Source organism: Gordonia sp. B8661-1, from assembly GCF_059427765.1.
In genome coordinates this window covers 168,093-194,320 of the sequence record NZ_JCAHRL010000006.1, presented here as the reverse complement: position 1 = coordinate 194,320, position 26,228 = coordinate 168,093, and the positions used below count along the sequence as shown (strand labels likewise).

General features: G+C 66.3%; 22 protein-coding genes, 1 tRNA gene and 1 pseudogene. 11 read left to right on the top strand and 13 right to left on the bottom strand.

What is annotated here, in order from left to right:
* Positions 1-57 precede the first annotated feature (57 nt).
* A complete protein-coding gene (locus AC4JJG_RS14210; protein ID WP_495398249.1) occupies positions 58-579 on the top strand; it encodes a hypothetical protein in 522 nt (173 codons plus the stop codon).
* Positions 580-616: 37 nt separating this feature from the next.
* Here AC4JJG_RS14210 and AC4JJG_RS14205 read toward each other — a convergent pair whose 3' ends face one another.
* Genes AC4JJG_RS14205 through AC4JJG_RS14190 form a run of 4 tightly spaced genes read right to left on the bottom strand, consistent with a single transcriptional unit; the run spans position 617 to position 5,842 of the window.
* Positions 617-2,263 (bottom strand): dipeptide ABC transporter ATP-binding protein, encoded by a 1,647-nt coding sequence (locus AC4JJG_RS14205; RefSeq protein ID WP_495398250.1) that lies wholly within the window; start codon positions 2,261-2,263, stop codon positions 617-619.
* A complete protein-coding gene (locus tag AC4JJG_RS14200) occupies positions 2,260-3,174 on the bottom strand; it encodes an ABC transporter permease (RefSeq protein WP_495398251.1) in 915 nt (304 codons plus the stop codon). Before AC4JJG_RS14200 ends, AC4JJG_RS14205 begins: the two co-directional genes overlap by 4 nt.
* Positions 3,171-4,184 carry an ABC transporter permease gene (locus tag AC4JJG_RS14195; protein WP_495398252.1) on the bottom strand — a complete coding sequence of 338 codons (1,014 nt, stop codon included), beginning with the start codon at positions 4,182-4,184 and terminating at the stop codon, positions 3,171-3,173. The genes AC4JJG_RS14200 and AC4JJG_RS14195 overlap by 4 nt, the downstream gene beginning before the upstream one ends.
* The gene (locus AC4JJG_RS14190; protein WP_495398253.1) at positions 4,181-5,842 is read right to left on the bottom strand and encodes an ABC transporter substrate-binding protein; all 1,662 of its coding nucleotides are present in this window, start codon (positions 5,840-5,842) and stop codon (positions 4,181-4,183) included. The genes AC4JJG_RS14195 and AC4JJG_RS14190 overlap by 4 nt, the downstream gene beginning before the upstream one ends.
* Before the next feature lie 328 nt (positions 5,843-6,170).
* On the opposite strand from AC4JJG_RS14190, the gene AC4JJG_RS14185 reads away from it, so the two are divergent.
* Positions 6,171-7,541, top strand: a complete 1,371-nt coding sequence (locus tag AC4JJG_RS14185; protein ID WP_495398254.1) for an LLM class flavin-dependent oxidoreductase — start codon at positions 6,171-6,173, stop codon at positions 7,539-7,541.
* Positions 7,538-8,752, top strand: a complete 1,215-nt coding sequence (locus AC4JJG_RS14180; protein WP_495398255.1) for an acyl-CoA dehydrogenase family protein — start codon at positions 7,538-7,540, stop codon at positions 8,750-8,752. The genes AC4JJG_RS14185 and AC4JJG_RS14180 overlap by 4 nt, the downstream gene beginning before the upstream one ends.
* A gap of 78 nt (positions 8,753-8,830) precedes the next feature.
* Here the strand turns inward: AC4JJG_RS14180 and AC4JJG_RS14175 are convergent, their stop codons facing one another.
* The 3 genes and pseudogenes from AC4JJG_RS14175 to AC4JJG_RS14165 form a co-directional block, all read right to left on the bottom strand.
* The gene (locus AC4JJG_RS14175; protein WP_495398256.1) at positions 8,831-10,123 is read right to left on the bottom strand and encodes an AAA family ATPase; all 1,293 of its coding nucleotides are present in this window, start codon (positions 10,121-10,123) and stop codon (positions 8,831-8,833) included.
* A 135-nt stretch (positions 10,124-10,258) separates the two neighbouring features.
* Positions 10,259-10,405: pseudogene (locus tag AC4JJG_RS14170) on the bottom strand (FAD-dependent oxidoreductase); the annotation flags it as partial.
* A 43-nt stretch (positions 10,406-10,448) separates the two neighbouring features.
* Positions 10,449-11,228 (bottom strand): hypothetical protein, encoded by a 780-nt coding sequence (locus tag AC4JJG_RS14165; protein WP_495398257.1) that lies wholly within the window; start codon positions 11,226-11,228, stop codon positions 10,449-10,451.
* A 133-nt stretch (positions 11,229-11,361) separates the two neighbouring features.
* On the opposite strand from AC4JJG_RS14165, the gene AC4JJG_RS14160 reads away from it, so the two are divergent.
* The gene (locus AC4JJG_RS14160; RefSeq protein WP_495398258.1) at positions 11,362-12,147 is read left to right on the top strand and encodes a DUF1266 domain-containing protein; all 786 of its coding nucleotides are present in this window, start codon (positions 11,362-11,364) and stop codon (positions 12,145-12,147) included.
* Here the strand turns inward: AC4JJG_RS14160 and AC4JJG_RS14155 are convergent.
* From AC4JJG_RS14155 to AC4JJG_RS14135, 5 genes are all read right to left on the bottom strand, one after another.
* Entirely contained in the window at positions 12,106-12,717 is a 612-nt protein-coding gene (locus tag AC4JJG_RS14155; RefSeq protein WP_495398259.1) for a hypothetical protein, read from the bottom strand. The two genes, AC4JJG_RS14160 and AC4JJG_RS14155, sit on opposite strands and share 42 nt — an antisense overlap.
* Positions 12,718-12,814: 97 nt before the next feature.
* Positions 12,815-13,564 carry a TetR/AcrR family transcriptional regulator gene (locus AC4JJG_RS14150; protein WP_495398260.1) on the bottom strand — a complete coding sequence of 250 codons (750 nt, stop codon included), beginning with the start codon at positions 13,562-13,564 and terminating at the stop codon, positions 12,815-12,817.
* Positions 13,565-13,568: 4 nt separating this feature from the next.
* The gene (locus tag AC4JJG_RS14145) at positions 13,569-14,834 is read right to left on the bottom strand and encodes an acyl-CoA dehydrogenase family protein (protein WP_495398261.1); all 1,266 of its coding nucleotides are present in this window, start codon (positions 14,832-14,834) and stop codon (positions 13,569-13,571) included.
* Between the two features lie 56 nt (positions 14,835-14,890).
* On the bottom strand, positions 14,891-15,712 hold the full coding sequence (locus tag AC4JJG_RS14140; RefSeq protein ID WP_495398262.1) for an SDR family oxidoreductase: 822 nt from the start codon (positions 15,710-15,712) through the stop codon (positions 14,891-14,893).
* A 159-nt stretch (positions 15,713-15,871) separates the two neighbouring features.
* Positions 15,872-16,387, bottom strand: a complete 516-nt coding sequence (locus tag AC4JJG_RS14135; protein WP_495398263.1) for a PadR family transcriptional regulator — start codon at positions 16,385-16,387, stop codon at positions 15,872-15,874.
* A gap of 309 nt (positions 16,388-16,696) precedes the next feature.
* On the opposite strand from AC4JJG_RS14135, the gene AC4JJG_RS14130 reads away from it, so the two are divergent.
* Positions 16,697-17,437 carry a GXWXG domain-containing protein gene (locus tag AC4JJG_RS14130; protein WP_495398264.1) on the top strand — a complete coding sequence of 247 codons (741 nt, stop codon included), beginning with the start codon at positions 16,697-16,699 and terminating at the stop codon, positions 17,435-17,437.
* A gap of 556 nt (positions 17,438-17,993) precedes the next feature.
* On the opposite strand, the gene AC4JJG_RS14125 is transcribed toward AC4JJG_RS14130, so the two are convergent.
* Positions 17,994-18,079, bottom strand: a tRNA-Leu gene (locus tag AC4JJG_RS14125).
* A 356-nt stretch (positions 18,080-18,435) separates the two neighbouring features.
* Between AC4JJG_RS14125 and AC4JJG_RS14120 the strand changes: the two genes are divergently transcribed.
* From AC4JJG_RS14120 to AC4JJG_RS14095, 6 genes are all read left to right on the top strand, one after another.
* Positions 18,436-19,689 (top strand): FHA domain-containing protein, encoded by a 1,254-nt coding sequence (locus AC4JJG_RS14120; RefSeq protein WP_495398265.1) that lies wholly within the window; start codon positions 18,436-18,438, stop codon positions 19,687-19,689.
* Between the two features lie 198 nt (positions 19,690-19,887).
* Positions 19,888-20,355: an FHA domain-containing protein FhaB/FipA gene (locus AC4JJG_RS14115; RefSeq protein ID WP_495398266.1), complete on the top strand. Its 468-nt coding sequence runs from the start codon at positions 19,888-19,890 to the stop codon at positions 20,353-20,355.
* A complete protein-coding gene (locus AC4JJG_RS14110) occupies positions 20,352-21,797 on the top strand; it encodes a PP2C family protein-serine/threonine phosphatase (protein WP_495398267.1) in 1,446 nt (481 codons plus the stop codon). Before AC4JJG_RS14115 ends, AC4JJG_RS14110 begins: the two co-directional genes overlap by 4 nt.
* Positions 21,798-23,222, top strand: coding sequence for an FtsW/RodA/SpoVE family cell cycle protein (locus AC4JJG_RS14105; protein ID WP_495398268.1), 1,425 nt, complete (start codon positions 21,798-21,800; stop codon positions 23,220-23,222).
* Positions 23,219-24,727: a peptidoglycan D,D-transpeptidase FtsI family protein gene (locus AC4JJG_RS14100; RefSeq protein ID WP_495398269.1), complete on the top strand. Its 1,509-nt coding sequence runs from the start codon at positions 23,219-23,221 to the stop codon at positions 24,725-24,727. Before AC4JJG_RS14105 ends, AC4JJG_RS14100 begins: the two co-directional genes overlap by 4 nt.
* Positions 24,724-26,106 (top strand): protein kinase domain-containing protein, encoded by a 1,383-nt coding sequence (locus AC4JJG_RS14095; RefSeq protein WP_495398270.1) that lies wholly within the window; start codon positions 24,724-24,726, stop codon positions 26,104-26,106. The genes AC4JJG_RS14100 and AC4JJG_RS14095 overlap by 4 nt, the downstream gene beginning before the upstream one ends.
* Positions 26,107-26,228: the final 122 nt, after the last annotated feature.

The following is a 26,228-nucleotide window of genomic DNA, read 5'->3' as shown; positions in this document are numbered from 1 at the left end:
AAGTCTTAGCGGACCGATGCGTGGTGAACGCGGTGCACGTGGAGTAGACCGAACAGCGTGACCCTGTTCGACATCCTGCCCTCATTGAAAGCGATCACCGTGAACCGTTCCTTCGACCCCTTCCGCTGGGCATTGCCCCTACGCAGCGCAGGCTCCGATGTCGTCATCGGTGACCTCTCCGTCCTCGAGGAGGCCCACCGCCGCAAGGTTGCCTTCTACCTCGACCACGACGCCGTACCGGTCTGTCAGTCGCTGTGCCCCGACGGCCTCTGGTTTCCCACGCTGGTCACCCGTATCTCGTCCTCGACGGTCCTGGACGTCCGCGCCACCGTCCATGTCGACGCACGACTGCCCCTCCCCACGGCTATCGCCGACATCGCCTTTCCCGGAAACGAACTCGCCGGAGCCCGGATGGCCGACATCACCGTCGTCGATCTCACCGGGCATCGCCGGACCGTCCACGCCGAGCTGCCCCCGCATCTCACCCCATCGAGCCCGGTCATCCTCGCACTCCGGGGCGTGACTGACAACGTCGCCCTCAGCACCCTCCGAGGGCAATATGCCCTCGAGACCCTCTGAGGGCGATGTTTTCCGCAGGCTCGCCCACGTCCTCGCCTCAGGCAACCAACTGTGCGGCCTCGATCGTCGGCACCGCGGCGAGCAGCTCGACCGTGTAGGGGTGCGACGGGTTGCCGAAGACCTCGTCGGCAGGCCCCTGCTCCACCACCTCACCGTCACGCATCACCACGATGTCGTCACTCATGTGGTGGATGACGCCCAGATCGTGCGAGATGAACACCAGTGCCACACCGGTTTCGGCCTGCAGCCGGGTCAGCAGATCGAGAATGCGGGCCTGGATGGACACGTCGAGCGCCGATACCGGCTCATCGCAGACGATGACGCCGGGACGCGGAGCCAGCGCCCGGGCGATCGCGACGCGCTGGCGCTGCCCGCCGGACATCCGCAGCGGGTACCGGCCGCGGTGCGCATCTGACAATCCGACCTGGGTGAGCAACTCGGAGATCCTCTCCTGCAGTTCGTCCCCGCGTAGCCCGCTGCCGTGCAGACTGTCCCGAAGGATTCGCTCGACGGTCCACCGCGGGTCGAAGGAGCTCAACGGGTCCTGGTAGATCACCGAGATCTGCGTGCGCGCAGCGCGGCGTTGCGCATCGGTGAGGGTGCTCCACGGTCGGCCGTTCAGCTCGACAGTGCCGGAGTCGGGTGCGGTGAGCCCCAGAATCATTCGCGCCGTGGTGGTTTTGCCGGATCCGGATTCGCCGACGATCCCCACCGTGCGCCCGGGACGAAGATCGAAGCTCACCCCTTTCACCGCGCTGCGGGTGGTCCCGCGTGCCGCACCGGATCGGCCGGCGAAGGACTTCCGCACCTCCCGGACCCGCAGAGCGAAATCCTCGGTGTGCGGCGGTGTCACATCGAGGGCCTCACCGGTGGTAAGCAGCGTGCCCTTGGACGTCCGCGACGGTACGGACGCCAGGAGCTGACGGGTGTACTCGTGTCTCGGATCGGCGAGTACCGCTGCGGTGGGACCGGATTCGACGATGCTGCCGTGCCGCATGACGGCGACCCGGTCCGCCAGTCGCGCGACGACCGCGAGATCGTGCGAGATCAGAACCACCGCATTGCCGCGCTGTTTCACCTCGTCGAGGACGTCGAGGATCTGGGCCTGCACCGTTGCGTCGAGTGCGGTGGTCGGCTCGTCGGCGATCACCAGCCGGGGATCCTGCGCGAGCGCCGACGCGATCAGCGCACGTTGCCGGAGACCACCGGACAGCTCGTGCGGGCGCTGCGCGGCACGGACCCGCGGCTCCGGCACGCCGACGAGGTCGAGCAGTTCGACAACCCGTTCGCGCCGAACACGTGATCGGCCTGCGGCATCGCCCAGCGCCTCGCCGACCTCGCTGCCCACCGTGCGCAATTGGTCGAGCGAGACCAGGGCATCCTGCAGAACGAATCCGATCTCCCGGCCCCGCACCGCACGCCACTGACGTTCGGTGCGGCCCAGCAGGGTTCGTCCGTCGAAGGTCACTGCATCAGCGGATATCTCGGCGCCGTCGCCGGTGAGCCCGATGAGTGTCCGGGCGGTCACCGATTTCCCGGAGCCCGACTCCCCGACGATGGCCAGGCATTCCCCGGGGAGAACGTCGAAGGACACCCCGTCGACGACATCATGTCCACCGAAGCCGATACGCAGGTTCCGGACGTGGACGAGTGGGTTGACACCACTGTTGTTGACGGCGTTCATCTTTCGCTTCCTTCGAGGCGGCGGGACAGGTGACGGCCGATCGTCGTGAAGGCGAGGGCCACCACCACGATGACCAGGCCGGGGAAGATCTCCAGCCACCACGCGACGGTGATGTAGGTACGCCCGGCGTCGAGCAGTGCGCCCCACTCGGCTGCGGGAGGCGGCACGCCGAGGCCGAGATACGCGAGGCCGGACGCCCAGATGATGGCTTGTCCGATACCCAGGGTGACGGTGACGATCAATGGCCGCAGCGCATTGGGTGCGATGTGCTGCACCAGGATTCGTGACCGTGAATGCCCGAGCGCGGTCGCCGCCTCGATGTAGGGCGCGTTGCGCACCGCCAGCACCTGGCCGCGGACGATCCGCGCATACCCCGGTGCGATACCGACCCCGATCGCGACGATCAGGGTGGTTCGTCCGGGTCCGAAGACCGAGGTCAGCAACAAGCCGAGCAGGACCGTGGGGAATGCGAACATGACGTCGATCCACCGGTTCGCCAGGGCCTGCGCAATCCCCCGGGACAAACCCGCTCCGATTCCGAGCAGAATGGCTATCGTAGCGGCCACACCGACCGCACCGATGCCGATCGCGAGCGACTCCCGGGTGCCGACGATCACGCGGCTCAACAGATCCCGTCCGGTCAGATCGGTTCCGAACGGATGGGCCCAACTCGGCGGCGCCAGCGTGTTGTTCAGGTCGATGGCGTACGGATCGTACGGTGCGAGGACGCGCGGTACGGCCAACGCGAGGATCAGGAACGTGACGACGGCGATCGCGGCACCCAGTCCGGGCGGGAATGCTCCCGGTAACCGACGTAGCCACGACAGCACGCGCGCGGCAGAGGTCGTCCCCGGTGATGTCGCCGCCGACGACGTGGTCTCGTCCGGCGGCCGGATCTCGGTGGTGGTCATGGAATCTCGATCCTCGGGTCGATCACGGTGTACAGGAAGTCGACGAGCAGATTCGCGACGATGTAGACGAAGGCGACGAATACGACGATGCCGCTGACGAGGGGAACGTCACGGGAACTGGCGGCCGTCACCAGCGTCTGTCCGATCCCTGCCCGCGCGAAGACCGTCTCCGCGATCACGGCACCGGACAACAGTGCACCCATCGCCCAGCCGGACACGGTCACGGCCGGTAAGACCGAGTGCCGCAACACATGTCGCGCGCGGACCGAGAAGTCGCTCAGTCCGCGGCTGCGGGCAGTGAGGACGAACGGCTGGTCGAGTGCGCGCGCGAACTCGTCGCGAGCCACCTGCCCGAGAAATCCGGCGAGCGGAATGGCCAATGTCAGCACCGGCAGGATGAGCCCGTACACTCCCGTACCGCTCTCCACCGGGAACCAGCCGAGCCCGATGGCGAAGACCACGAGCAGGATCGAACCCACCCAGTACTGGGGCAACCCGGCACTCACGGTCTCCACCAGTGAACCGATGGCCCCCCAGGGGCCCCGCCGTCCGGCGGTCAGTGTGGTGGTGACGAGCACCAGCAGCCACGCCACCACGAGCGCGGAGAGCGTCAGGACCAGTGTCGGGCCGATCTGTCCGGCGATCACCTCGGTCACGGGCTGCTGTAGCTGGAACGAGGTACCGAGATCCCCTCGCACCAAGCCACCCAGGTAGTGGAGGTACTGCGCCCAGATCGAGTCGGTGAAACCGTACTGAGCATTGATCGGCGCCAGTTCGTCCGGCGTCCGCTCCCTGCTGACACCGGATTGCAGATTCAGCAGCAACGTCGCACGATCACCCGGCGCCAGCACCTGCAGCAGGAAGGTGATCGATGCCGCGGCCCACAACACGAACACACCGGAGGCGACTTTGCCGAGCCACCGGAGGCCGTGCAGACCGCGCTTGGTCACCGTCGTCGGGGTGGACGGGATGTCGGACGTACCGGCATCCCGGTCGCTGACGAGCGTCATCGCACGAACCTCGCATCCGCGAACACCGGTTCGCCCTGGGATTTCTCGACCCACACGTCGCGCAGCTGCGGCGTGACGGCGATCGAGGTGGTCTGGGTGTACAGGCCGATGGCCAGTGCCTGGTCGCCGATGATGCGCTGCGCCGAGGTGTACAGCCTGCGCTGCTCCGCGGGATCCGCCGACGAGTTGGCCTGCTCGATCACCTGCTGGAGGTGCGGGTCGTTATAGAAGGCGGTGTTGTACGGATTCGGTGTGTCGGTCAGCCGTTGACGCCAATTGATGTACAGCAGACCGGGAGTCGGACTCGTCCAGTAGCCGACGTACGCCTCATAGGTCTCCGGCTTCGAATAGCTGCCGCCGAAGTAGGCGGCCTGGGTGGCAGGCACCAGCTCGATGTCGAAGCCGACGGCGTCCGCCTGATGGGCGATGCTCTGCAGAATGCCTGCGCCCTCCGGTCCGATGATGGCGTCGGCCGCGTACACCACGCGCGCCGTGAGACGCCGACCGTCCTTCGTACGCACGCCGTCGGCGTCGCGACCGGTCCACCCCGCGGCGTCCAGCAATTCCGCCGAACGTCCCGGGTCGTACGCGTAGGTACCGGATTCGGGGTCGTGATCGGGAGTGCTCCGGCTCAGTGCGCCATTCGGGTTATAGGGCACCACACCGAGATACGCGGTCTCCACCGCTTTCCGGCGATCCGCGGCGTAGGCGAAGGCCTGACGCACGCGCACGTCGTCGAACGGCGCGTGATCCACATTCAGCGTGATGGCATTGGGCCGGCCCGGAGTGATGTACTGGTCGGTCTGGAAGCGCCAGGTGGCGTCGGCCCAGTTGATCGCGGGCACGTTGTAGATCACATCCGACGATCCGCTGCGCAGCGAGCCGTACCGCAACACCGGGTCCTTGAGGAACTTCCAGATCACCTTGTCCACGTAGGCGGGCCCCTGGTGTCGCGCATTGGCGGGAGAAGAGTTGTAGTGCGGATTACGCACGAATGTGATGGACCGGTTGCGATCCCACCGATCGATGATGAACGGACCCGAGCCCACGGGCTTGCTGCAGTTCGCCTCGGCACCGCGACGCAGCGCTGTCGGTGACTGAATTCCGAAGTAGCCCTGACTGAGTACCGTCAGCAAAGGCGTATACGGATTCTTCAGGTAGAGCCGATACGTGAGCGGGTCGACGACCTCATCCCGGTCGAAGTACTGACCGATGTAGGAGACGACGGTCCCATTCGGGTTCTCCGGGTCCAGGTACGAGCGGAAGGTCGCCTGCACGGCCGCAGCATCGAGATCCGTTCCGTCACTGAACTTCACACCGGGCTTCAGATGGAAGGTGTAGCTCTTGCGATCCGGCGACAGATCCCACCTCGTGGCCAGCCACGGCACCGGTCGGCCGCCATCGTCGAGGGACACCAGATTGTCGAGGTACTGGCGTGCCAGATAGGCGTTCTGCACCCAGCCGCCGTGGATGCACGGCGGCTCCTGCTCATGTCCGTACTCGATGACACCACCGCTGACCGGCGTGCCCTCGGCAGCGGCCACACCGGTCGACCGGCCGTCACCGGTCTCCGGCCGACCGCACGCGGCGAGCACCACGCACAGCACGAGGCCCAGCAGGGCGGCAGCATGCCGTGGGGTACGGGCAGAACGGATCACGTTTCACTCCTTGGGTATTCGTGCATGGCCTCGATACGCGCCGGGCTCGCTGCGCTCGCGCGCCGCTACTCGACCAGCGAAAGGAACGTTCCTCAGCAGATCGAGTAGCCACCGAGCACAGCGACCCTTCCGCTGATCGAGTAGCCACCGAGCGCAGCGAGGTAGCGTATCGAGATCCCCCTACACGGAAGAGCAACTGGCGCAACGGTAGCGAGCGGCACCGGCTGGGTCACCGCTTGACATCACGGTGATTACAAGGTGACTGCGACCCCGCCGTCCGGCGTAGCGTCGCCGTGGTCCCGGTCCCTGTCAACCGCTAGGAAGCCCGATGTCCCCACAACCTCTGAGCTATGCGGCATTCGTGATGAACACGACGTCGCATATCCTGCACGGCGCCTGGCGCGCGCCCGAAGCACAGCAGCACGACTTCAACTCGCTGCAGCACTGGATCGACCTCGCGAAGACCCTGGAGGCCGCGACCTTCGACTACATCTTCTTCGCCGACGTCGTCGGTCTCTACGACGACTATCAGGGCGACTGGAAGAAGTTCGTGGACACCGGCCTTCAGATCCCCAGCAATGATCCGCTGGTGCTGGCGTCAGCGCTGGCCTCGCACACCGAACATCTCGGTATCGCGATCACCAGCTCGATCCTGCAGGAGCATCCGTTCGATTTCGCACGAAAGATCTCCACACTCGACCATGCGTCGGGCGGACGGATCGCGTGGAACATCGTGACCAGTCTGTCCGGCAATGCCTGGCGCAACTTCGGTTACGACGGCATCACCCGGCACGACGACCGATACGCCTGGGCCGACGAGTACGTCGATGTGGTCTACAAACTGTGGGAGGGATCCTGGGACGAGGGAGCGCTGGTCCAGGACAAGGAATCGGGTATCCACGCCGACTTCGACAAGGTGCACAAGATCTTTCACGAAGGTGAGCGCTACCGCGTGGAGGGACCACACCTGGTCGCGCCGTCACCCCAGCGGACGCCGGTGCTGTTCCAGGCCGGATCGTCGCAGACCGGTCGCCGGTTCGCCGCACGAAATGCCGAGGCGCAGTTCATCATCTCGCCGAGTCCTGCGGACGCGGGCCGACTCATCGACGACACCCGGCGGCTGGTGTCCGAGGCCGGTCGCGATCCGCGCGACCTGAAGTTCTTCCAGGGCTTGTCCTTTGTGGTCGGCTCCACCGAGGAGGAGGCGCATCGGAAGGCGGCCGAACTCGACGAGCTTATCGATCCCGCGACGATCATCGCGCACTCGGCCGGCGGCCTGGGCTTCGATCTCGGGTTCTACGATCTCGACACGCCCATCGGCGACATCAAGACCGAGGGTACCCAGAGCTTCCTGCTCTGGCTGCGGGAGGCTGTCCCGGATCGCGAACCCACCGTCCGTGATCTGGCCGAACTCCGTTCGCGCAGTGGACGTGTGGTGGGTACACCGGAGCAGATCGCGGACCGTCTCGACGAATGGCGTGCTGCGGGCATCGATGGTGTCAACGTCATCAACGCGACAATCCCGGGCACCTACGTCGAGTTCGCGGAACACGTGCTGCCGGTGCTGCGCGACCGCGGGCTGGCCCGTCGCGATTACGAGCCGGGGACGGCGCGACGCAAGCTCAGCGGGAGCGACCGGCTTCCCGACACCCATCCCGCCGCACGCTATCGCGGCGCGTTCGCGGAGGTGAACGCATGACCACGACGCTGAAGGGAGCGGTTGACCGCAGCGACGTGCTCGCCCGGATCGCGGCGGGTGCCGGAGAACGCGAACGCCGGGCGATCGACCCGCACGAGCAGATCCGACTTCTCGCCGAATCCGGCCTCACCGCACTGACATTGGAGCGCTCCGAAGGCGGACAGGGCTTCGGAGCGGTCGAACTGCTGGATTTCGTCATCGATCTGGCGCGGGCCGATCCCGTGGTGGCGCATATCCTGCGCGCGCACTGGTGGTTCGTCGAACAGATCCGGCGGCTGCCCGACGGGCCGGTACGGGAGAAGTGGGCGGCCCGTGTCGCCGCCGGAGACATCTTCGGCAACGCCACCAGCGAACGGACCGGCGCGGCCGGCGCGATCCGGCAACTCGCCACCGAACTCCGTCCGGTGGACGGCGGGTGGTTGCTGAGCGGCGACAAGTTCTACAGCACCGGCACCGCGTTCTCCGACTGGGTGCTGGTCCTGGCATCCGTACACGGCGACCGTGAACAGGTTGCGCGGATCGTGCTGCCGATCGACCGTGAGGGAATCACGGTCGTGGACGACTGGGACGGCATCGGACAGCATCGGACCGGCACGGGCACTACGACTTTCCGGGATGTCGCGGTATCGGACGAGGACATCCTGACCGTCACCGACGTGTCCCCGCAAGCCGTTGCGGCAGCCGGTCCTGTCCCCAATGACGGTCCGCTGCTCCAGTTGTACCTGCAGGCCCTGATCACGGGGATTCTACTGTCGGTGGCCGATGACGCGAAAGATGTACTGCTCGGCCGGACCCGCACCTTCGAGCATGCGCCGGCCGACCGGCCGAATGAGGATCCGGTGCTGCTCGAGACGGTGGGCCGCCTCGACGCTGCCGCCCACGTGGCCCGGTCGGCCGTACTCGCGGCGGCCGCCGATATCGAGACGGCCTACGCCGGTGCACGGTCCGGAGTCGTCGATCCGGAGGCTTTCGCCACCGCGTCGCTGTCGGCGGCACGGGTGAAGACCCATATCGATGAGGTCGGGTTGCGTTCCGCCGCAGCGCTCTTCGAGGTGGGTGGGGCATCCGCGGCGACCCGGCAGCGCAATCTGGATCGTCACTGGCGGAACATCCGGACCATCACCCTGCACAATCCGACGGCCTACAAGGCGGTCGCCATCGGCGATCACCTCGTCAACGGCACGCCGCTGCCGGCGAACGGCTATTTCTGATCCTGCTGAAAACGTCCTCCACACGGTGGTCCGAGGGCATATTGCCCTTGGACCACCGTGTGGAGGACGTTTTCAGCACTACAGGTAGGCGCCCACCGGCAGCGCCGCCTCGTAGTCGTGCGCACCGATCACCGACAACAGTGTCGCGGTGGTGATCTCGGCCCCGTCGATGAGGATCGAACGCCGGACCACCTCACTGATGTCGGCGCCACTGCGGTCCGCGGGCAGCGCCGCGACCACCCGATCCACATCGATGCCGGCACAGGGCAACGGCTCCAGCAACTTCCGCAAGATCGCCGCTGCCGCAACATCCGACGGCGGCCCCAACTCGATGACCGAGTCGAAGCGTGCGGCGCGGGTGGCGGCCGCGTCGAGCGCCCGTGGATCGTTGGTGGTGGCAATGGTCAAGACCCGATCCAGTTTCGCCGCACCGTCGAGAGCCGCCAGCAGCGCGCCCAGTTGTGCATCGTTTCCGTCGCCGCGCCGCCGGATGTACAGATCGATGTCGTCGAGCACCACGACCATCGGACCGAGATCGGCCGCCTGATCGTAGAGCGCGGTGATCCCGTACGACGCCGCCGACGCATCGGCGATGACCACCGTGAACGCGCCCGCCATCTCGGTGGCGACCGCGCGGACGACAGCGGTCTTGCCGACGCCCGGCGGACCGGCCAGCATCACGCCCCGGCTGGTCGGCAGTCCCGCGGCCGCGAGCAGGGTGTGCCGACTGGTCACCGCGCCGATGGCCAGGTCGATCTCCTCCCATACCCGCGACGGCACCATCACCTGTGCGCGGTCGGCGCGCAGGTCGTCGACCACCGACAGCATGAGTCCGCCCTCGTCCGAAGCACGAAGAATCCTTCCGCGCAACGGGTTCCGGTCGAAGATCCGCCTGCGGAGGTCCGACACGACGGTGCGAGCCTCCTCACGTGCATCCGGTGGCGCCACCACCGTGAGGTACGAGTGCTGGTAGCCGACCGCGATTGCGGCGTGGATGGCGATCGGTACGGGCGCGAACCCGCAGTCGGCGCCGAGGAGCAGCGTGACATAGGTCGGGAATGTGTATTCGGTGGCGCCGATCCGCTGATCGGTCCAGCGCGGTGGATCGTCATCGGCGTCCGGTGCGATCACCGGCGCGAACTCGGCGATGAGATCGGTGAGCACCAGGCCGGCCGCCACCACGGTGGAGACCCGCAGGGGCATGTGATGCCTGGTGCGCTCGTATCGCGACGCACCGAGGTGATCGGTGAGCATGTCGTCGATGGTCCTGCGCTGATCGTCGGCGGCCGCGCCGAGCACGCGAGACAGTACGTCGATGGTGCGGCGAACCGGATAGCTCTCGTCGGACAGCAATTCGTCAAGTGTGGTCATTGTTCTGGTACCTGTGTGTGTCGGGGGATCGGTGGTGGCCCTCCTTTCGTCCGGGCAGCGCATACCGTCGCACGATACGAGCTGTGAGGCAACGGATTATCGATGCAGGCGATCGAAGCGCCTACGCGCGGTGCGTCACCGCGACGTCCGTCGCAGAGCGGTCTTCGCGGCGTTGTATTCGCACAGACCGTGCACGCCGGCGCCGGGTGGAGTGGCCTGCGAACAGATGTACACGCCCGGTACCCCGGTGAGATAGGGATCGGCGGCGACCCGGGGGCGGATCCGTGACCGTGCAGCCCGCGTCAACGTGCGACCGACCCGCAGGTCAGCTGTGCGCGGCGACCTTGTCGATGCCCTTCGCCAGCACCGCTCGGAAGGCGGCATCGTCGGGGCCGGCCATGGCGCCACCGCTGGTCACCGCGATGGTGTGACCCGACACGACCGCCCATCCGTTGAGAGCGCTGGTCTTGATCTTCTGGCCGCCCACCTCGGCGACGGAACGCTGACGTACGGCAAAGACGGAGTCCGCCTTGCCCTTCGGCACCTCGATGACGTCGTAGGTGATGGTGGTGGAGACCTTCTGGCCCTGCGTATCCACGACACCCCGAACGGTGGCGCAGTCGCCGGTCATGTTCTTCCGCATCTTATTGAGGTCCTGGTCGCCGACGGTCACCACCTCCGCCAGTGTCTTGGCGCCGGACATCGCCATCAGCATGCCCATATCCGATACGTCGACGTTCTTCGGAACAGCGGTGGGCGGAGCGCATTTCGCGGGCTTGAGGTCGACGCCGTTCGCCGTCTGAAGCATGCTGTCGGCGGCCTGCTGCATCTGTTCCCTCGGCACCGGCATCGCCTGGTAACCCGCCGGCAGGTCCGCCGCCGTCAGGACGAGGCCGGAGATCTGCGTGGCAGCCTTGCTGCCGGCTGCCGCATCACCGGTGTCCGAAGCGGACGTGTTCGACGCGGCATCGGTGTTCTCCGTCGCCGACGGCGCGGAGGCATCCGCCGAATCCGAAGTACCGTCGTCCCCGCAGCCCGCCAGAACGGCAATGGTCGCGGCACCGGTCATCATTCCGGCGATCAGTCGTCGTGTCGTCGGACCCATGGTTCCCCCTCATCACGTCAGCAACAGCCGACTGAGCGTATCCGATGCCGGTGAGCTGCACACACAGGGGAGAACACGGTCGGGACCGAATGGCACGGTGTTGCTCCGGTGGCAAAGTATCTACACTCAGGCCGTGTCGGTCCCGCAGATGTCTCAGTTTCCCTACGGGTCGAAGTCGTTTCTCGGCAAGCCGTTCATCTGGCGTGCCCAGAGCACGTTGCCCCATCGGGAACTGGCGGCGCTCAGTCTCGGTGCGCACATGTGGGCTCTGAACGAATGGCCTTGTGACACCTTGGATGTGCCGGTTGATGAGGCCACCGCCCGCCGCGACCTCGCCGAATGGTGGGGCATCGAGGATCCGGTCAAGGCACGCATGACTGTCGGCCGCCTGCTCGACGGGATGCACAGCGCGACCTTCGAGGTGGTGGCCCCACTCGTCGCCAAGGCCGTCTCCAAGACCGGCGGTCACGATCCCGAATCGCACCGTGATTTCCTCGCGGCTCGTGCCGCCGCCCGCAATGAATCGGCCGCAGCCTGGATCGCCGACTACGACGCGCTCTACAACCTCCGCACCGCGCATCCTCTGCGCCGCGAGTTGACGGCTTACTGGTTTCCCTCACACATCCGGGCATGGGATCTCGGCCGGTTGCCGTTCGTGGTCCGGATGTCTTTGCGCGCAGGCTATTTCACACCTGAGGAATGCTGGCCGATGCTGTACGCAGCGCTCGACTCCGCCCGCGGCTACTACGCGAACTGGCGGCAGTTCGGACACGGGGTGGTCATCGGACGAGGGTACTGGAAGGCACTCACCGATATCGCCGAAGCCGCCGATGCCGCGCAGACCGCCAGCAATGTCGTCGTCGCGTTGCTCGAACGATCAGACAGTCCCTGGCGGCGCGTTCCGCTGCACGCCGCCTGAGAAGATCCGTAGCACCGCGAACCGGTACGACTCGTCGTCGAGTGCGCCGCTCTCGAAGGCGTCCTTCAACTTGTGGAAGCGCTCATACTCGTCAAGGATGCCCTGGTCATGCGCCTTCTCCAGGGTGCCGCCGGCGGTGTCTTCCATCAGGCGCCGCACACACGAGTAGATGCGGTCATGCACGATGGTCAGGCTTGTCTCACCGATGAAGTGAATCTTGGTGAATGCCTCGTAGTCGTACAGTCGGGCCAACCGGAATCCGTCGTCCTCGCCGGCATCCCACATGCCCAGGATCGCGTCGATGGGCATCTCGTAGGCATGCCCCTCCTTGGCGGCGGAGGTGATCAGCACCCTCCGCGTGGTGACCGCCATGAGTCCCCACAGGCCTTTGAACCACGCCGATCGCGCGGTGAGCAACAACTCGTCTTCGTCGAGATACCCGAGGAGACGGTCGATTTCGGCGCTCGGCTCATCCTCCCACCACAGTGCGGCGGCGATGTCGGGACGTCGCACCGACACCGGTCCGTATCCGTGAGGATCCAGCGCAACCCGCTCGGACTGATTCTCCACGCAGCCCCCTTCGTCAGCACCGGCCCCTTCCGGTGTACTACCGATCGTGCCCCGACTCCCCACGCCGCGCGGCCCCGATGACGTTCTCCGGTGCAGTCTATTCGGGCGTGCTCGGAGACGCAGTGACGGTCCCCGGACGCACACCGATCGCGTTGACCCACAACCGGGTCGCGGTGAACACGAGCCGATCCATCGACACTTCGTCACTGTCACCGTCGAGTTCCGGATCATCCACGGAATCACCGAGGGCAAACGCGTGATACGCCATCCGCGAGACCATCCCGGAGAGTGCACTGGCCGCCGAGAGCGCATCCAGATCGGCATCGGCCAGTCCGCGTGCCTGTAACTCCCGGATATGGCGCGCGTTGCGTTCGGCGAATATGCGACTGCGCCGACGACGCATCTCCCGGAACTGCGGGCTGATCCCGGCGACCTGCTCGAGCACCAGCATCAGTTTCGCGTTACGCCGGTACGCCTCGAAATAGGCGCGATTCGCCGCTTCGAGAACCGCGGTCGGATCGTCGTCGGAGGTCGGTTCCACACGCGGCAGTCCGGGATGCAGCATGTCTTCCTGCGCCTCGGCCAGCACCGCGTCGAGTGCCGCCTCCTTGCTGTCGAAATACGTGTAGAAGGTCCCCGTAGAGCAGTTCGCCTCGACGGTGATGTCGGTGAGCCGGGACTCGGCGAATCCGTCCCGCTCGAAAACAACCCGGGCCGCCGCGATCAGACCGGCCCGCGTGCGCTCGCCCCTGGGGGTGACCGGTTTCGGTTTGTCCGCCGACTCCGGTCCGCGGCCCGCGATCACGGACAGCGGCGGGACCTCGTCGACAGGATGACGACCGCTCATCGGCTCACGAGCGCGAGATGAGCGCCTGATCCGACACTCCCGCAGCGGCTTCCGATGCCGCGGCATCGCGATACGGACGCAGTTCGCGGCGCGCGATGGCACGCTTGTGCACCTCGTCCGGGCCGTCGGCGAGACGAAGGGTCCGTACATGCGCGTAGGCCATGGCCAGAGGGAAATCGTCGGTCACGCCGGCGCCGCCATGGACCTGGATGGCGCGGTCGATGATCTTCAGCGCGATGTTCGGTGCCGCGACCTTGATGGCCGCGATCTCGGTCGCCGCGGCCTTGTTGCCTACCGTGTCCATCATGTACGCGGCCTTGAGGGTCAGCAGCCGCACCATCTCGATCTCGATGCGGGCCTCGGCGATCCAGTCCTGGATGTTGGCCCGCTCGGCGATCGGGCGGCCGAAGGTGACGCGCTGGGATGCCCTGGCGCACATGAGTTCCAGTGCGCGTTCGGCGGTGCCGATGATCCGCATGCAGTGGTGGATACGGCCCGGTCCGAGGCGGGCCTGGCTGATGGCGAATCCCTCGCCCTCACCCTTGAGGACGTCGGACAGCGGGACGCGGACGTTCTCGAACAACACCTCGCCATGGCTTTCCCGGTCGACGTACCCGAACACCGGGAGATTGCGCACGATGGTCACGCCGGGTGCGTCGGTGGGTACCACCAGCATCGACTGCTGGCGGTGGATCGGAGCGTCCGGATCGGTCTTGCCCATCACGATCATGACCTTGCAGTCGGGCCGGACCACATTGGACGCGAACCACTTCCGGCCGTTCAGCACGTATTCGTCGCCGTCGCGCACCATCGACATTTCCACATTCGTGGCATCCGAACTGGCCACGGCGGGCTCGGTCATCGCGAATGCCGACGCGATCTCACCGTCGAGCAACGGCTGCAGGTAGCGCTCCTTGTGCTCGTCGGTGCCGAAGAGCGTGAACACCTCCATGTTGCCGGTGTCCGGGGCATTGCAGTTGAACACCTCCGACGCCCAGCTGACCCGGCCCATGATCTCGGCGAGCGGCGCGTACTCGAGATTGGTCAGTCCCGGCCCCCACTCCGCATGCGGGTGAAAGAGATTCCACAGACCGGCATCCCTGGCCTTCGCCTTGAGATCTTTCAGGATCTGCGGAGTGGCGTGCGGGTTGTCGGAGGCCCGCATCTGCTCCTCGTACACCTTCTCGTTGGGGTAGATGTACTCGTCCATGAAGGCCAGCAACCGATTCCGGTAATCCTCGGCACGTTCGGTCGGGTTGAGCAGATCCATCTTCGGTCCCTTCGTGGGCGTCTTCGTGCGTGAAGTCTGTTGTGCGGCTGATGTGTTCAGGCGTCGCCGGTTTCGAGCATCTGCTGGTAGCGCCGCATTCCCCGCAGCCAGCGGTCGTAATCGGCGCCTTTGTGCCGGTACATCTCCAGCACTTCGGCATGCGGAAGGATGAGGAAGCGCTCGTCAACGACCGCCTCGACGACGACGTCGGCCACCTCGGCGGGCGTGAGGACACGACCGGCCGTCTCGACCGCGCGCTGCATCAGCGCCTCGGCACCGTCGGCCGGCTGATCGTCGGGCCGCAACAGCTTCGTGTCGACGCCCATCGGGCACAGGCAGCTCACCCGAATTCCGTTGTCCCCGTATGTTGCCGACAGCCATTCGGCGAATCCGACGGCCGCGTGTTTGCTGACCGAATACGTTGCCGAGCCGAGCTGAGTGAGGAGGCCGGCCGCCGACGCGGTCGACAGGAAGTACCCGGAGCCTCGCTCGGTCCAGCCGGGCACCAGGCGACGTGCAGCCCGAACATGCGCCAGCACATTGATATTCAGCGTTCGATCCCACACCTCGTCCGAGGCGTCGAGGCCCGGGCCGCCGACGATCCCCGCATTCGCGAAGTACAGATCGACCGGCCCGAACCGGTCTTCGGCGAGACGCACCACGGCATCGATATGCCCGGCGTCCGATGCGTCGCCCGCGAGCGCGGCGACGGAACCGGGATGTACGGCGTCGATGGCCTCGGCCGTGGCCAGCAGGGTGTCCGCGTCGATATCCGTCAGGACGACCCGCGCACCGGCGGCTGTGAAGGCCTGCGACACGGCCGCTCCGATGCCCGCGCCTGCACCTGTCACGATGGCGACCGCACCGTCGAGTTCCATCTGGTCCTCCGCTCATCTGCCCAGGTAGGGAGTCTGGCGCTGACCGTACTTGAAGGTGCCTTCATGTTCAAGTGCTTCGGTGCGCGGTTGCCTCCGCACCGCGCGAACACCTGTCATCGTCGGTTGAGCTTGTCGAAACCACCAGCGCCCGGCGTGAGCTCAGGACCGACGACCGCGAATCTCCCCGACCTCGGACCAGAAGCCGATGGCCGCCTTTTCGAAGGCGATCGCGATCCGGGTCTCCTCGTCGGCCTCCGGGCCGTCGACGTCCTCCATCCGTGCATCGAGCCGTTCCTGATGAAACCGCCTCTGCGCATCAGCAAGGCGCCCACGAACATTCGGGCCGGCGAGCTCGTTGAAGAACAGTTTGAGAATGCCGACATCGCGGATCTCGGGAGTCTCGATCGTCGGCGCTGACAACCAGCTGGCCAGTTCGCGGTGTCCGTCGTCGGTCACCGTGAAGACCCTGCGGCGGCGTCCGATGCTCTCGCGCTTCTCACTCATCAGGCCCAATTCGGTGAGACGTTCGGACTCCCGGTACAGCTGCGCCTTGGGCAGCGTCCAGAACGCCCCGATCCCCCGCGCGGACATTTGTTTGAGCTCATAGGGCGTCGCCGAACCGGCGCGGGCCACCAGGCCGAGCACCAGATACGAGGTCGGACTCAACGACGTCACGGGCACAGCGTACAACCGAAATCCGCACCGAGACTCTGATAGTCTCATTGAGACCGTTGCGGGACGGTATCGACCGTGCGGTTGGCCGGCTCGGCAGGTCGCCGGGGGTTGTCGAGCCGGTCATTTCCCGTTGTTCACCAGGGGTTTCACTCGTGGCGACCGGCCTCTGATCCCGTCCCTACGTTTTCTCGACGAACGACCGCGTCGACTCCGGTGGAGGCGAGTAGCGTTAGTTGCACACAGCAGTAGTTCCTGTCGGGTGATAGGCGGGGCGGCTCTGCTGTCGGCATGCGGATGAGGTGGTTGGGCGTGTTCCGGTTGGGGTCCTACCGGTCGAACCGATTGTCGGTGATGTGCACGCCGGAACAGGCGATGGCCATCTTCGACTCCCTTCCGCCGGTCACGATGAAGGATCTGCATATCGGCCGATGGCGTGCCGACATCCTGCGCACCGGCCACCCCGCCGAAGAGCTCATGCCCGCCCTCGGCTGGTACGGCAAACAGGTGATCTCCAGCCACGAGGTGCAGCCTTTCCTCTTCTGCACCCGTGGCGGCCGCGTGTTCCCACTGCGCCCCCACGCTCTGCCCTTCGGAATGGTCGGCAAGACCCCCCTCCTGCTCGCCCGCATCGGTCGGACCTTCCTCGGCCCCGGACGCCCCGTCCTCGGCTCGCACGTGCCCGCCGCCGAGATCCATATGCGTTGGTACCGCGGACAATTGAGCGCCAGCATCGATCATCGTTATGCCGACTGCCGCGACCACCTCCGCCGCATCTCCGACAGCATCATGATGGGCGCCGCCGTCTTCGGCGACTTCAAGCACCCGTTCTTCTTCGTGCTCTATCACGAGGCCGACGACGAAGCACCTGCCAGCATCTCCCCTCCCCGTGCGGCCGAGGTCGAACACGACATGCCGGTGATCGCCACCCGTTCCGTCGATCTACCCGCATCGGATCTCATTCCGCTTCTCGCGCTTGGCTCTTCGCCGCACAGCGAGGTCGAGCGACTCCCCATCTCCGGAGCCCGGCCTCGTCACCGACGACAGGACTGAACACCCGGTCGCGCGTTCGCGCGCAACGTCGGCCTTGGCGCCCCGTAAGTGCGGACGCTGCCCAGGGCGCTGAAGCTGACGCCGCCGACAACATCGGCCTGTGTTTGCCAATTGGTTGCCGTACTGGTGATCTCGTCGGGAGTGAGACCAAATCTCGGCGCCATAGTCCGCTCCTATCCCGCTCGGCTTGAGGGAATACTACGAAGAATTTGCCTCGTCGCCCGAACATGTAAACCGCGCGAATGCCCCCCCCCCGGATCTGCGGCCGGTGGATCCAGAAGATCACCACGTAGCGAACAGTGACGGCTTTCAGGCCGGGGTCATCGTCAAACGTTCCGCCGACTCCGTCGAGTTCATCCTGAGTTCCATTTCGCCATGCATCCGATTCCCTGGCGACGATCAGCTCTGACCGGTTCACAGGCATCACCGCTGCGCGACTCGGATTGCATAGTGCCCGCGGTGACGCTGACCCGCGATACCTGTGGACTCGCGACGACCCGCCCGATGTCGGCACCAACGAGAAGAGCCCCGACCGTCGCGGTCGGGGCTCTCGTTCTGGTGGGCGAAGGGGGACTTGAACCCCCACGTCCCGAAGGACACTGGCACCTGAAGCCAGCGCGTCTGCCATTCCGCCACTCGCCCGTGGCTGTCTGCGTGAGACTGGAAGACGATAGCAAGTGCGCGGGCCAGGGTGCAAAACAGTTGGGCCTCGACGACCGCGTGAACCGGGAACATGCCGATCGGACACGAACTTCGCCACTGTGATCCGAATCTTCTTCAGCACACGTTTGCGGGCGACTGGGAGGGCAAAGTCCGTGGTGAGGCGCGGATCGGCGGGTAGTCTTGACGTGAGTGAATTGCTGATACAGGTGGTGCGTACGGTGCTGTAGTTGACTTGACCCGCGGGGAGCCGGGCACAATCGCTATCATCTATCAGGGTCGCAAGCACGGCGACACGCCATGAGCATCCGTATTCGAGCGGCGAGGGAGGTCGAACGATGGGCATCATGCAACGCCTGGAGCGCAAGCTCGAGGGTGCCGTCGACGACGGCTTCGCGCGGATGTTCGGGGGCGAGGTCGCACCGCAAGAGATCGAGAACGGCTTGCAGCGTGAGGCCGAGGAGCAGCTCGAAGACCTCGGCGACGGGACGGTGCTCGCCCCGAACAGCTACACCCTTCTGTTCAGTCCCACCGACTTCGGGCACGTCGCGGCCGAATACGAACTGAACCGACGGACGTTCTCCAAGCACCTCGAGAACTTCATCCAGGACAATGGCTGGCAAACCTACGGTCGAGTGGTCGTAGAGTTCGAGCAGTCACCGTCGTTACATACGGGTATGTTCCGCACACGCGGCGCAGTGAACCCGGATGCCGTGCCGCGGGTACTCGATGCTCCGCGTCCCGGTCCATCGGAAGAGCAGCACCCAGTACGGGCAGACCGAGAAGTAGGAGCCTCACAGATGACCAACAACCCCGGATACGACCAGCGTGGCGGAGACCCCGCATACGCCCAGGGTGGACAGCAGGGCGGCTACGACCAGGGTTACGGCCAGCAGGGCTACGACCAGGGCCAGCAAGGTTATGGCCAGCAGGGCTACGACCAGCAGTACGGCGGCCAGCAGCAAGGCGGCGGCTACGGACAGCAGGGTTACGACCAGGGTGGCTACGGCCAGCAGGGTTACGACCAGGGCTACGGCGGCCAGCAGCAGGGCGGTTACGGCCAGCAGGGTTACGACCAGGGCTACGGTGGCCAGCAGCAGGGCGGCTACGACCAGGGCTACGGACAGCAAGGTTACGACCAGGGCTACGGCGGCCAGCAGGGCTACGGTCAGCAGCCCGGCGGTTACGACCAGGGTTATCCCCAGCAGGGCGGCTACGACCAGGGTTATGGTCAGCAGCCCGGCGGCTATGACCAGGGCTACGGACAGGCCGGCGGCGGGTACGGCCAGCAGGGCGGCTACGCGCCGGCGGCCATCACGCTGCTCCTCGAGGACGGCAGCAACCGGACCTTCCAGCTTCGTGAGGGCTCGAATGTCATCGGTCGCGGACAGGACGCACAATTCCGTCTCCCGGACACCGGTGTCTCGCGTCGCCACGTCGAGATCCGCTGGGACGGCAACACCGCGATGCTGACCGACCTGAACTCGACGAACGGCACCACCGTCAACGATCTGCAGGTGAGCAGCTGGGAGCTCGCCGACGGCGACCGCATCCGCGTCGGCCACTCCGACATCACCGTTCGGTTCCAGTAACTCCACCAGATATCCCCTGCCGCGCGTCCGGGTCGCTTCGACGGCCCGGGCGTCCGACGTTGATACGGAACTGTCACATCTGAATGCGGGCGAACCTGAACTCTCCCCATAAGATGCAGTCGGGTCCCGATTCCACGAAGCGGCGCCCGGGGGAAATCGTGCGGACCGCGAGATGATGGCGCTGGAGGTGAGAACTCAATGCAGGGCTTGGTGCTGCAACTGACCCGGTTCGGGTTTCTGCTGCTGCTCTGGCTGTTCGTCTGGGCGGTGATCCGTACCCTGCGGGCCGACATCTCCACCGCGGGCGGCAGCCGGCTCTCGCGCTACACGCGCAGCGACAAACGGCAGTCCGGTGGTGGTCGAGGGGCACGCGGGTCGGCACGCCACCTCGTGGTCACGCACGGCGCGCTCGCGAACACCCGCATCAGCCTCGGCCAGCAACCGGTCCTCATCGGGCGTGCCGACGACTCCACACTCGTGCTCACCGACGACTACGCCTCCGAAAGACACGCGCGGTTGTCCCGTCGGGGCGACGACTGGTACGTCGAAGACCTCGGTTCGACCAACGGCACCTACCTCGACCGGTCCAAGGTGACGACGGCGGTGAAGGTCCCGCTCAGCACGCCGATCCGCATCGGCAAGACCGTGATCGAGTTGCGCCCGTGACCCTGGTACTGCGCTACATCGCGCGAAGCGACCGTGGGCTGGTCCGAACCAACAACGAGGACTCGGTCTATGCCGGTGCACGCCTACTCGCCCTCGCCGACGGCATGGGCGGGCACGCGGCCGGTGAGGTCGCCAGCCAGCTGGTGATCCAGGCGCTGCGCAATCTCGACGACGACGAGCCGGGCGGCGATCTCCTCGCCAAACTGGACCGGGCGACGCACGCGGGCAACGCCGCCATCGCCGCACAGGTGGAGGAATCACCGGAACTCGACGGCATGGGCACCACGCTCACCGCGATCCTCTTCGCCGGCACCCGCATCGGGCTCTGCCACATCGGCGACTCCCGCGGCTATCTGTACCGCGACGGACAGCTCACCCAGATCACCCGCGACGACACCTTCGTGCAAACGCTCGTCGACGAGGGCCGCATCACCGCCGAGCAGGCACACACACACCCGCAGCGGTCGCTCATCATGCGCGCGCTCACGGGTCAGGAGGTCGAGCCCACGCTCATCGTCCGCGAGGCCCGGGCCGGCGACCGGTACATGCTGTGCAGCGACGGTCTGTCCGACGTCGTCAGCGAAGAGACCCTCGCCGACACCATGGGTTCCATCCCGGATCACAAGGAGTGCGCCGACCGGCTCATCGAACTCGCGCTCCGCGGCGGCGGCCCGGACAACGTGACGGTCGTCGTCGCCGACGTCGTCGACACCGAGTACGGGGAATCGCGACCGATCGTCGGCGGCGCCGCGGGTGGCGACGATCAGTCGTACACGCCGAATCCGGCGACGGCCGCCGGACGTGCCGCAGCTCTGCGCCCGCCGGCCTCCGAGCCGCAACGGCCGACCATCATGGACGACGAGCCCACGCCGCGCAGCCCGTGGCGTCCCGCGTGGCTCGCCGCGGCGGCACTCCTGGTGATCGCACTGCTCGCCGGCGGTTTCTTCGTGACGCGGGCGATCGTTCACAAGAACTATTTCGTCGGCGCCACCGACGGATCCGTCGTGATCTATCAGGGCGCACCCGACAAGGTGCTGTTCATCGACATGAGTTCCCGCTCGCAGCTGGCGTGCGTGACCGGCCTCGATCAGGCCAAGCCGGAGGTGTCCTTCGTCGACCCGGACGCCGCCGACACCTGCATCCCGCTGCAGATCGCGGATCTCGCCGAACTCGACCGCAATGCGGTCACCGGCAATTCGATCAAGAACATGCCGCTGTCGGATGCGCAGAGCCGGGTACGGCAGCTGAACTTCTTGCCGCTGTGCCCCGATCCGGCGCCGGCTCCCGCTCCGACTCCACCTCCGGGCACGCCTGCACCGAACACCGGGCAGCCGCCCACTCCGGCACCCGGTCCGAACGAGACGTCCACGCCGACCGAGACGTCGGCGGCCGCACCCGCGCAATATGACAGCGACGGCAACAAGATCTGTCGGGGCCACTAGATGACCCAATCCACCGACCACGCACCGCCCCGTCAGCCACCAGAGCAGACGGGCCGCACCACCGAACTGGTTCTCCTCGGCTTCGCCATCGGACTGGTGACGGTCGCCCTACTGATCGTGCAGACCGCACAGGATCAGAGCATCACCGTCGACCTCGCGAAGTACGTCGCGGCCTACATCGCGTTGTTCGGCGTCGCCCACATGGTGGTCAGACGCTATGCGCCACATGCCGATCCACTGATGCTGCCGCTTGTCGCGGTTCTCAACGGGCTGGGGCTGGTGCTCATCCACCGGCTCGATCTCGGCACCGAACGCACCGGCGAGACCATCAGCGGTTCCGAACCCACCAACAACGCCGATCAGCAGCTGCTGTGGGCCGTGCTGGGCATCATCGCGTTCTCCGCGATCCTGATCTTCGTGCGCGACCACCGCACCCTGTCGCGGTACGCGTACACACTGGGCCTGGGTGGCCTGATCTTCCTGGCGCTGCCGACGATCCTGCCGTCGTCGATGTCGGAGATCAACGGCTCGAAGAACTGGATCCGCACACCGATCTTCAATATCCAGCCGGGCGAGTTCTCGAAGATCCTCATCATCATCTTCACCGCAGCCCTGCTGGTCAGCAAGCGCGACCTGTTCACCACGGCGGGCAAACATTTCCTCGGCATGGACCTGCCGCGCGCCCGCGACCTGGGACCGCTGCTCGTCGCGTGGATCATCACCATCGCGATCTTCGCCGCCGCCAACGATCTCGGTGGACCGCTGCTGATCTTCACGACGATCCTGACGATGCTGTACGTCGCCACCGAACGCATCGGCTGGGTCATCATCGGCCTCACACTGTTCGTCGTCGGCGCGATCATCGCGTATCAGCTGTTCTCGCATCTGCAGATCCGCGTGTCCGTCTGGCAGGACCCGTTCGCCGACTTCGACGGTGACGGTTATCAAGTGGGACAAAGCCTTTTCGGGCTAGCCACCGGCGGGTTGTTCGGCACCGGTCTGGGCTCGGGACGACCCAACATCGTGCCGTTCGCCAACACCGACTTCATCATCGCCACCATCGGCGAAGAACTGGGCCTCGTCGGGCTCGGCGCGATCCTGGTGCTGTATCTGGTCCTGGTGATCCGTGGCCTGCGCACCGCGATCACCGTGCGCGACAGCTTCGGCAAACTACTGGCGACGGGGCTGTCGTTCACCATCGCCATCCAGGTGTTCGTGGTCGTCGGCGGTGTCACGAAACTGATCCCGCTGACCGGTCTGACCACCCCGTTCCTGTCGTACGGCGGATCATCGCTGCTCGCCAACTACATTCTGCTGGCCCTGCTCATCCGGATCTCGAACGCGGCGCGCGAACCTGATCCGACGCGCAGACGCCCGCCGCCGAAGAGCATCGATTCGATGCCCACGCAGGTGGTGGGCCGGTGAACAAACCCATCCAGCGCGTGGCACTGGTGGTCATGCTGATGACCGTCGCGCTCCTCGCCAACGCCACCTACGTCCAGGTCTTCAAGGCCGACAAACTGCGCTCGGATCCGCGCAACAACCGCGTGCTGCTCGACGAGTACGCCCGTCAGCGCGGTGCGATCACCGCGGGCGGCGGATCTGTCGTCGCGGTGTCGACGCCCACCGACAGCCGGCTGAAATTCCTGCGCACCTACCCGCCGAACGGCGCCGAGGCCTTCGCCCCGGTGACCGGCTACTACTCATTCCAGTACGGCAGCGCGGGCCTGGAGCTGTACGAGAACTCGATCCTGAACGGCAACGACGACCGCTTGTTCGGGCAGCGATTCATCGACATGTTCTCCGGGCGCGACCCGCGCGGCGGCAACGTGGTCACCACCATCAACCCGCGACTGCAGCGCGTCGGCTTCGACGCACTCCGCAACGGGTGCCAGGGCGGCTGCCGCGGAGCGCTGGTGGCCATCCAGCCGAACACCGGCAAGATCCTGGCGCTCGCCTCCACGCCGAGCTACGACCCCAACAAGCTGGCGAGCCACGATCAGGATGTGCGCGAACGTAATTGGGCCGCGTGGAATCAACCGAACGACCTCGACGCGCCCATGCTCAACCGCGCACTCAATCAGCTCTATCCGCCCGGGTCGACATACAAGGTGCTCACCACCGCGGCCGCGTTGCGCGATGGCATCGGCGTCGGTGAGCGACTCACCGCGGCGCCGTCGATCGTCCTCCCGGACACCGCGACGTCGCTGACCAACTACGACAACCAGACGTGCCCGGGCGGCTCCGGTGGCAGCGTCTCGTTGCTCCAGGCGTTCAAATACTCCTGCAACACCGCCTTCGTCGACCTCACGACGCGGAAGATGAAGGATCCCATCTCCACCTTCCGCGAGACCGCGCAGCGTTTCGGCCTCGACGAAAAGCAGCCGGACACACCGCTTCCGGTCTCCAAGCCGACCGTCGGACCGATCCCGGATCTCGCGGCCCTCGGCCAGTCGTCGATCGGTCAGCGCGACGTCCGGGTCACGCCGATGCAGATGGCGATGGTCGCCGCGACGGTCGCCAACGGCGGTGTCCGAATGCAGCCGTACCTGGTGGACAAATTGCAGGCCGCCGACCTACGGACGCTGCAGACCACGCAGCCGACGACGATGAACGAACCGATCTCCTCCGATCAGGCACGACAGCTCACCGAACTCATGGAGGAATCCGAGCGCAGCACCGCCGGTGCGGGCGGCCCGGTGCAGATCGCGTCGAAGACCGGCACGGCCGAACACGCGGTCTCCGGTGATGTCGCGTCGCAGACCCCCTATTCCTGGTACATCGCGTTCGGGCCGTCCTCGAACGCACAGATCGCCCTCGCGGTCGTCGTGGAGAACGGCGATCCGGGACCCGCCTCGACCGGTGGGCAGGTGGCCGCCCCGATCGGACGCGCGGTGATCAACGCACTGTTGGGAGGTGCAGGCGGATGACCTTGCAGAACGGCACGATCATCGCCGACCGGTATCGGCTGATGCGACTCATCGCGACCGGCGGTATGGGTCAGGTGTGGGAGGCACTGGACACCCGGCTCAATCGCCGTGTGGCGGTGAAGGTCCTGAAGGCCGAGTACTCCAACGACCCGGAGTTCACCGCCCGGTTCCGCGCCGAGGCACAGACCACGGCGATGCTGAACGATCCCGGCATCGCGAACGTCTTCGACTACGGCGAGACACCGGACCGGGGCGGCGGCGATCCGCTCGCCTACCTGGTGATGGAACTGGTCAACGGCGAACCACTGAACTCGGTGATCGCCCGGATGGGCCGGCTGCCCCTGAACAACGCACTCGACATGCTCGAGCAGACGGGTCGTGCTCTCCAGGCGGCCCATGATCAGGGTTTGGTGCACCGGGACGTGAAACCGGGCAACATCCTCATCACCCCGACCGGCCAGGTGAAGATCACCGACTTCGGTATCGCCAAGGCCGTCGACGCGGCGCCGGTCACCCAGACCGGCATGGTGATGGGCACCGCCCAGTACATTTCGCCCGAACAGGCGACCGGTGGCGACGCGACATCGGCCTCCGACGTGTACTCGCTGGGCGTCGTCGGCTACGAGGCGCTGGTCGGACGTAGGCCCTTCCTCGGCGACGGCGCCATCACCGTCGCAATGAAGCACATCCGCGAGGAGCCGCCGCCGCTGCCGACCACTCTCCCGTCGCCCGTCCGGGAACTGATCGACATCACGCTGGCCAAGGAGCCGCGCCAGCGATACGCGAACGGCGGAGAGTTCGCCGACGCGGTCGCCGCCGTCCGCGCCGGCCATCGACCACCCCGACCGGGCACCGCCGGTGGTGCGGCCGCCGCGGCAGCAGCCGGTGCCGCCGCGGCCCGGCCCGCGACCTCGGTGATGACCGGGAGCGGTACCGCCGCAGCAGCCTCACGCCCCTCGACGGCCCGGGCGGTCAGTCGCCCGCCGAGCCGTCCGGTGCCGCCGGTCGACGACAACAGCTGGACCGGTGGCCAGAAGGCTCTGGCCGGGGTCGCGGCCGTGCTGCTCATCGCCGCACTGGCGCTGATCGGGTACTGGCTGGTGAACCAGAACTCGTCGTCGGATCCGGTCCCGCCGACGTCGCCGACCACCGCGACCGTCACCGAGACGACCACGGAGACACCGACGACCGCGGAAACGACCCGGGAGACGACACAGGAGCGGACGACGACCCAGCGTCCGACCCGGACCACCACCGAGGAGCCGACCGAGGAGCCGACGACCACCGAGGCGCCACCGACCACGGAAGCACCCGAGACCACCGATGAAGGGGCGACACCTCAGTTCCCCGGATTCACCATTCCCGGATTCCCTCAATGAGTACGTCCGCACCAGGGGATGCCCGATTTCCATGAGTAGGCCGATAATGGAGGTCGTCGGGGCGACGACCGCACAGGCAGCGTCGGCACACCGCGTTGCGCGATTCAGCGACAGCACGTGTG

Excerpts from the sequence above, each read along its gene's own strand:
- AC4JJG_RS14165 (WP_495398257.1), bottom strand. The coding sequence starts at position 11,228 with ATGGGTCCGACGACACGACGACTGATCGCCGGAATGATGACCGGTGCC.
- AC4JJG_RS14150 (WP_495398260.1), bottom strand. The coding sequence starts at position 13,564 with ATGAGCGGTCGTCATCCTGTCGACGAGGTCCCGCCGCTGTCCGTGATC.
- AC4JJG_RS14105 (WP_495398268.1), top strand. The coding sequence starts at position 21,798 with ATGACCCAATCCACCGACCACGCACCGCCCCGTCAGCCACCAGAGCAG.
- AC4JJG_RS14175 (WP_495398256.1), bottom strand. The coding sequence starts at position 10,123 with ATGACCACACTTGACGAATTGCTGTCCGACGAGAGCTATCCGGTTCGC.
- AC4JJG_RS14205 (WP_495398250.1), bottom strand. The coding sequence starts at position 2,263 with ATGAACGCCGTCAACAACAGTGGTGTCAACCCACTCGTCCACGTCCGG.
- AC4JJG_RS14140 (WP_495398262.1), bottom strand. The coding sequence starts at position 15,712 with ATGGAACTCGACGGTGCGGTCGCCATCGTGACAGGTGCAGGCGCGGGC.
- AC4JJG_RS14180 (WP_495398255.1), top strand. The coding sequence starts at position 7,538 with ATGACCACGACGCTGAAGGGAGCGGTTGACCGCAGCGACGTGCTCGCC.
- AC4JJG_RS14115 (WP_495398266.1), top strand. The coding sequence starts at position 19,888 with ATGCAGGGCTTGGTGCTGCAACTGACCCGGTTCGGGTTTCTGCTGCTG.
- AC4JJG_RS14145 (WP_495398261.1), bottom strand. The coding sequence starts at position 14,834 with ATGGATCTGCTCAACCCGACCGAACGTGCCGAGGATTACCGGAATCGG.
- AC4JJG_RS14195 (WP_495398252.1), bottom strand. The coding sequence starts at position 4,184 with ATGACGCTCGTCAGCGACCGGGATGCCGGTACGTCCGACATCCCGTCC.
- AC4JJG_RS14095 (WP_495398270.1), top strand. The coding sequence starts at position 24,724 with ATGACCTTGCAGAACGGCACGATCATCGCCGACCGGTATCGGCTGATG.
- AC4JJG_RS14185 (WP_495398254.1), top strand. The coding sequence starts at position 6,171 with ATGTCCCCACAACCTCTGAGCTATGCGGCATTCGTGATGAACACGACG.
- AC4JJG_RS14120 (WP_495398265.1), top strand. The coding sequence starts at position 18,436 with ATGGGCATCATGCAACGCCTGGAGCGCAAGCTCGAGGGTGCCGTCGAC.
- AC4JJG_RS14200 (WP_495398251.1), bottom strand. The coding sequence starts at position 3,174 with ATGACCACCACCGAGATCCGGCCGCCGGACGAGACCACGTCGTCGGCG.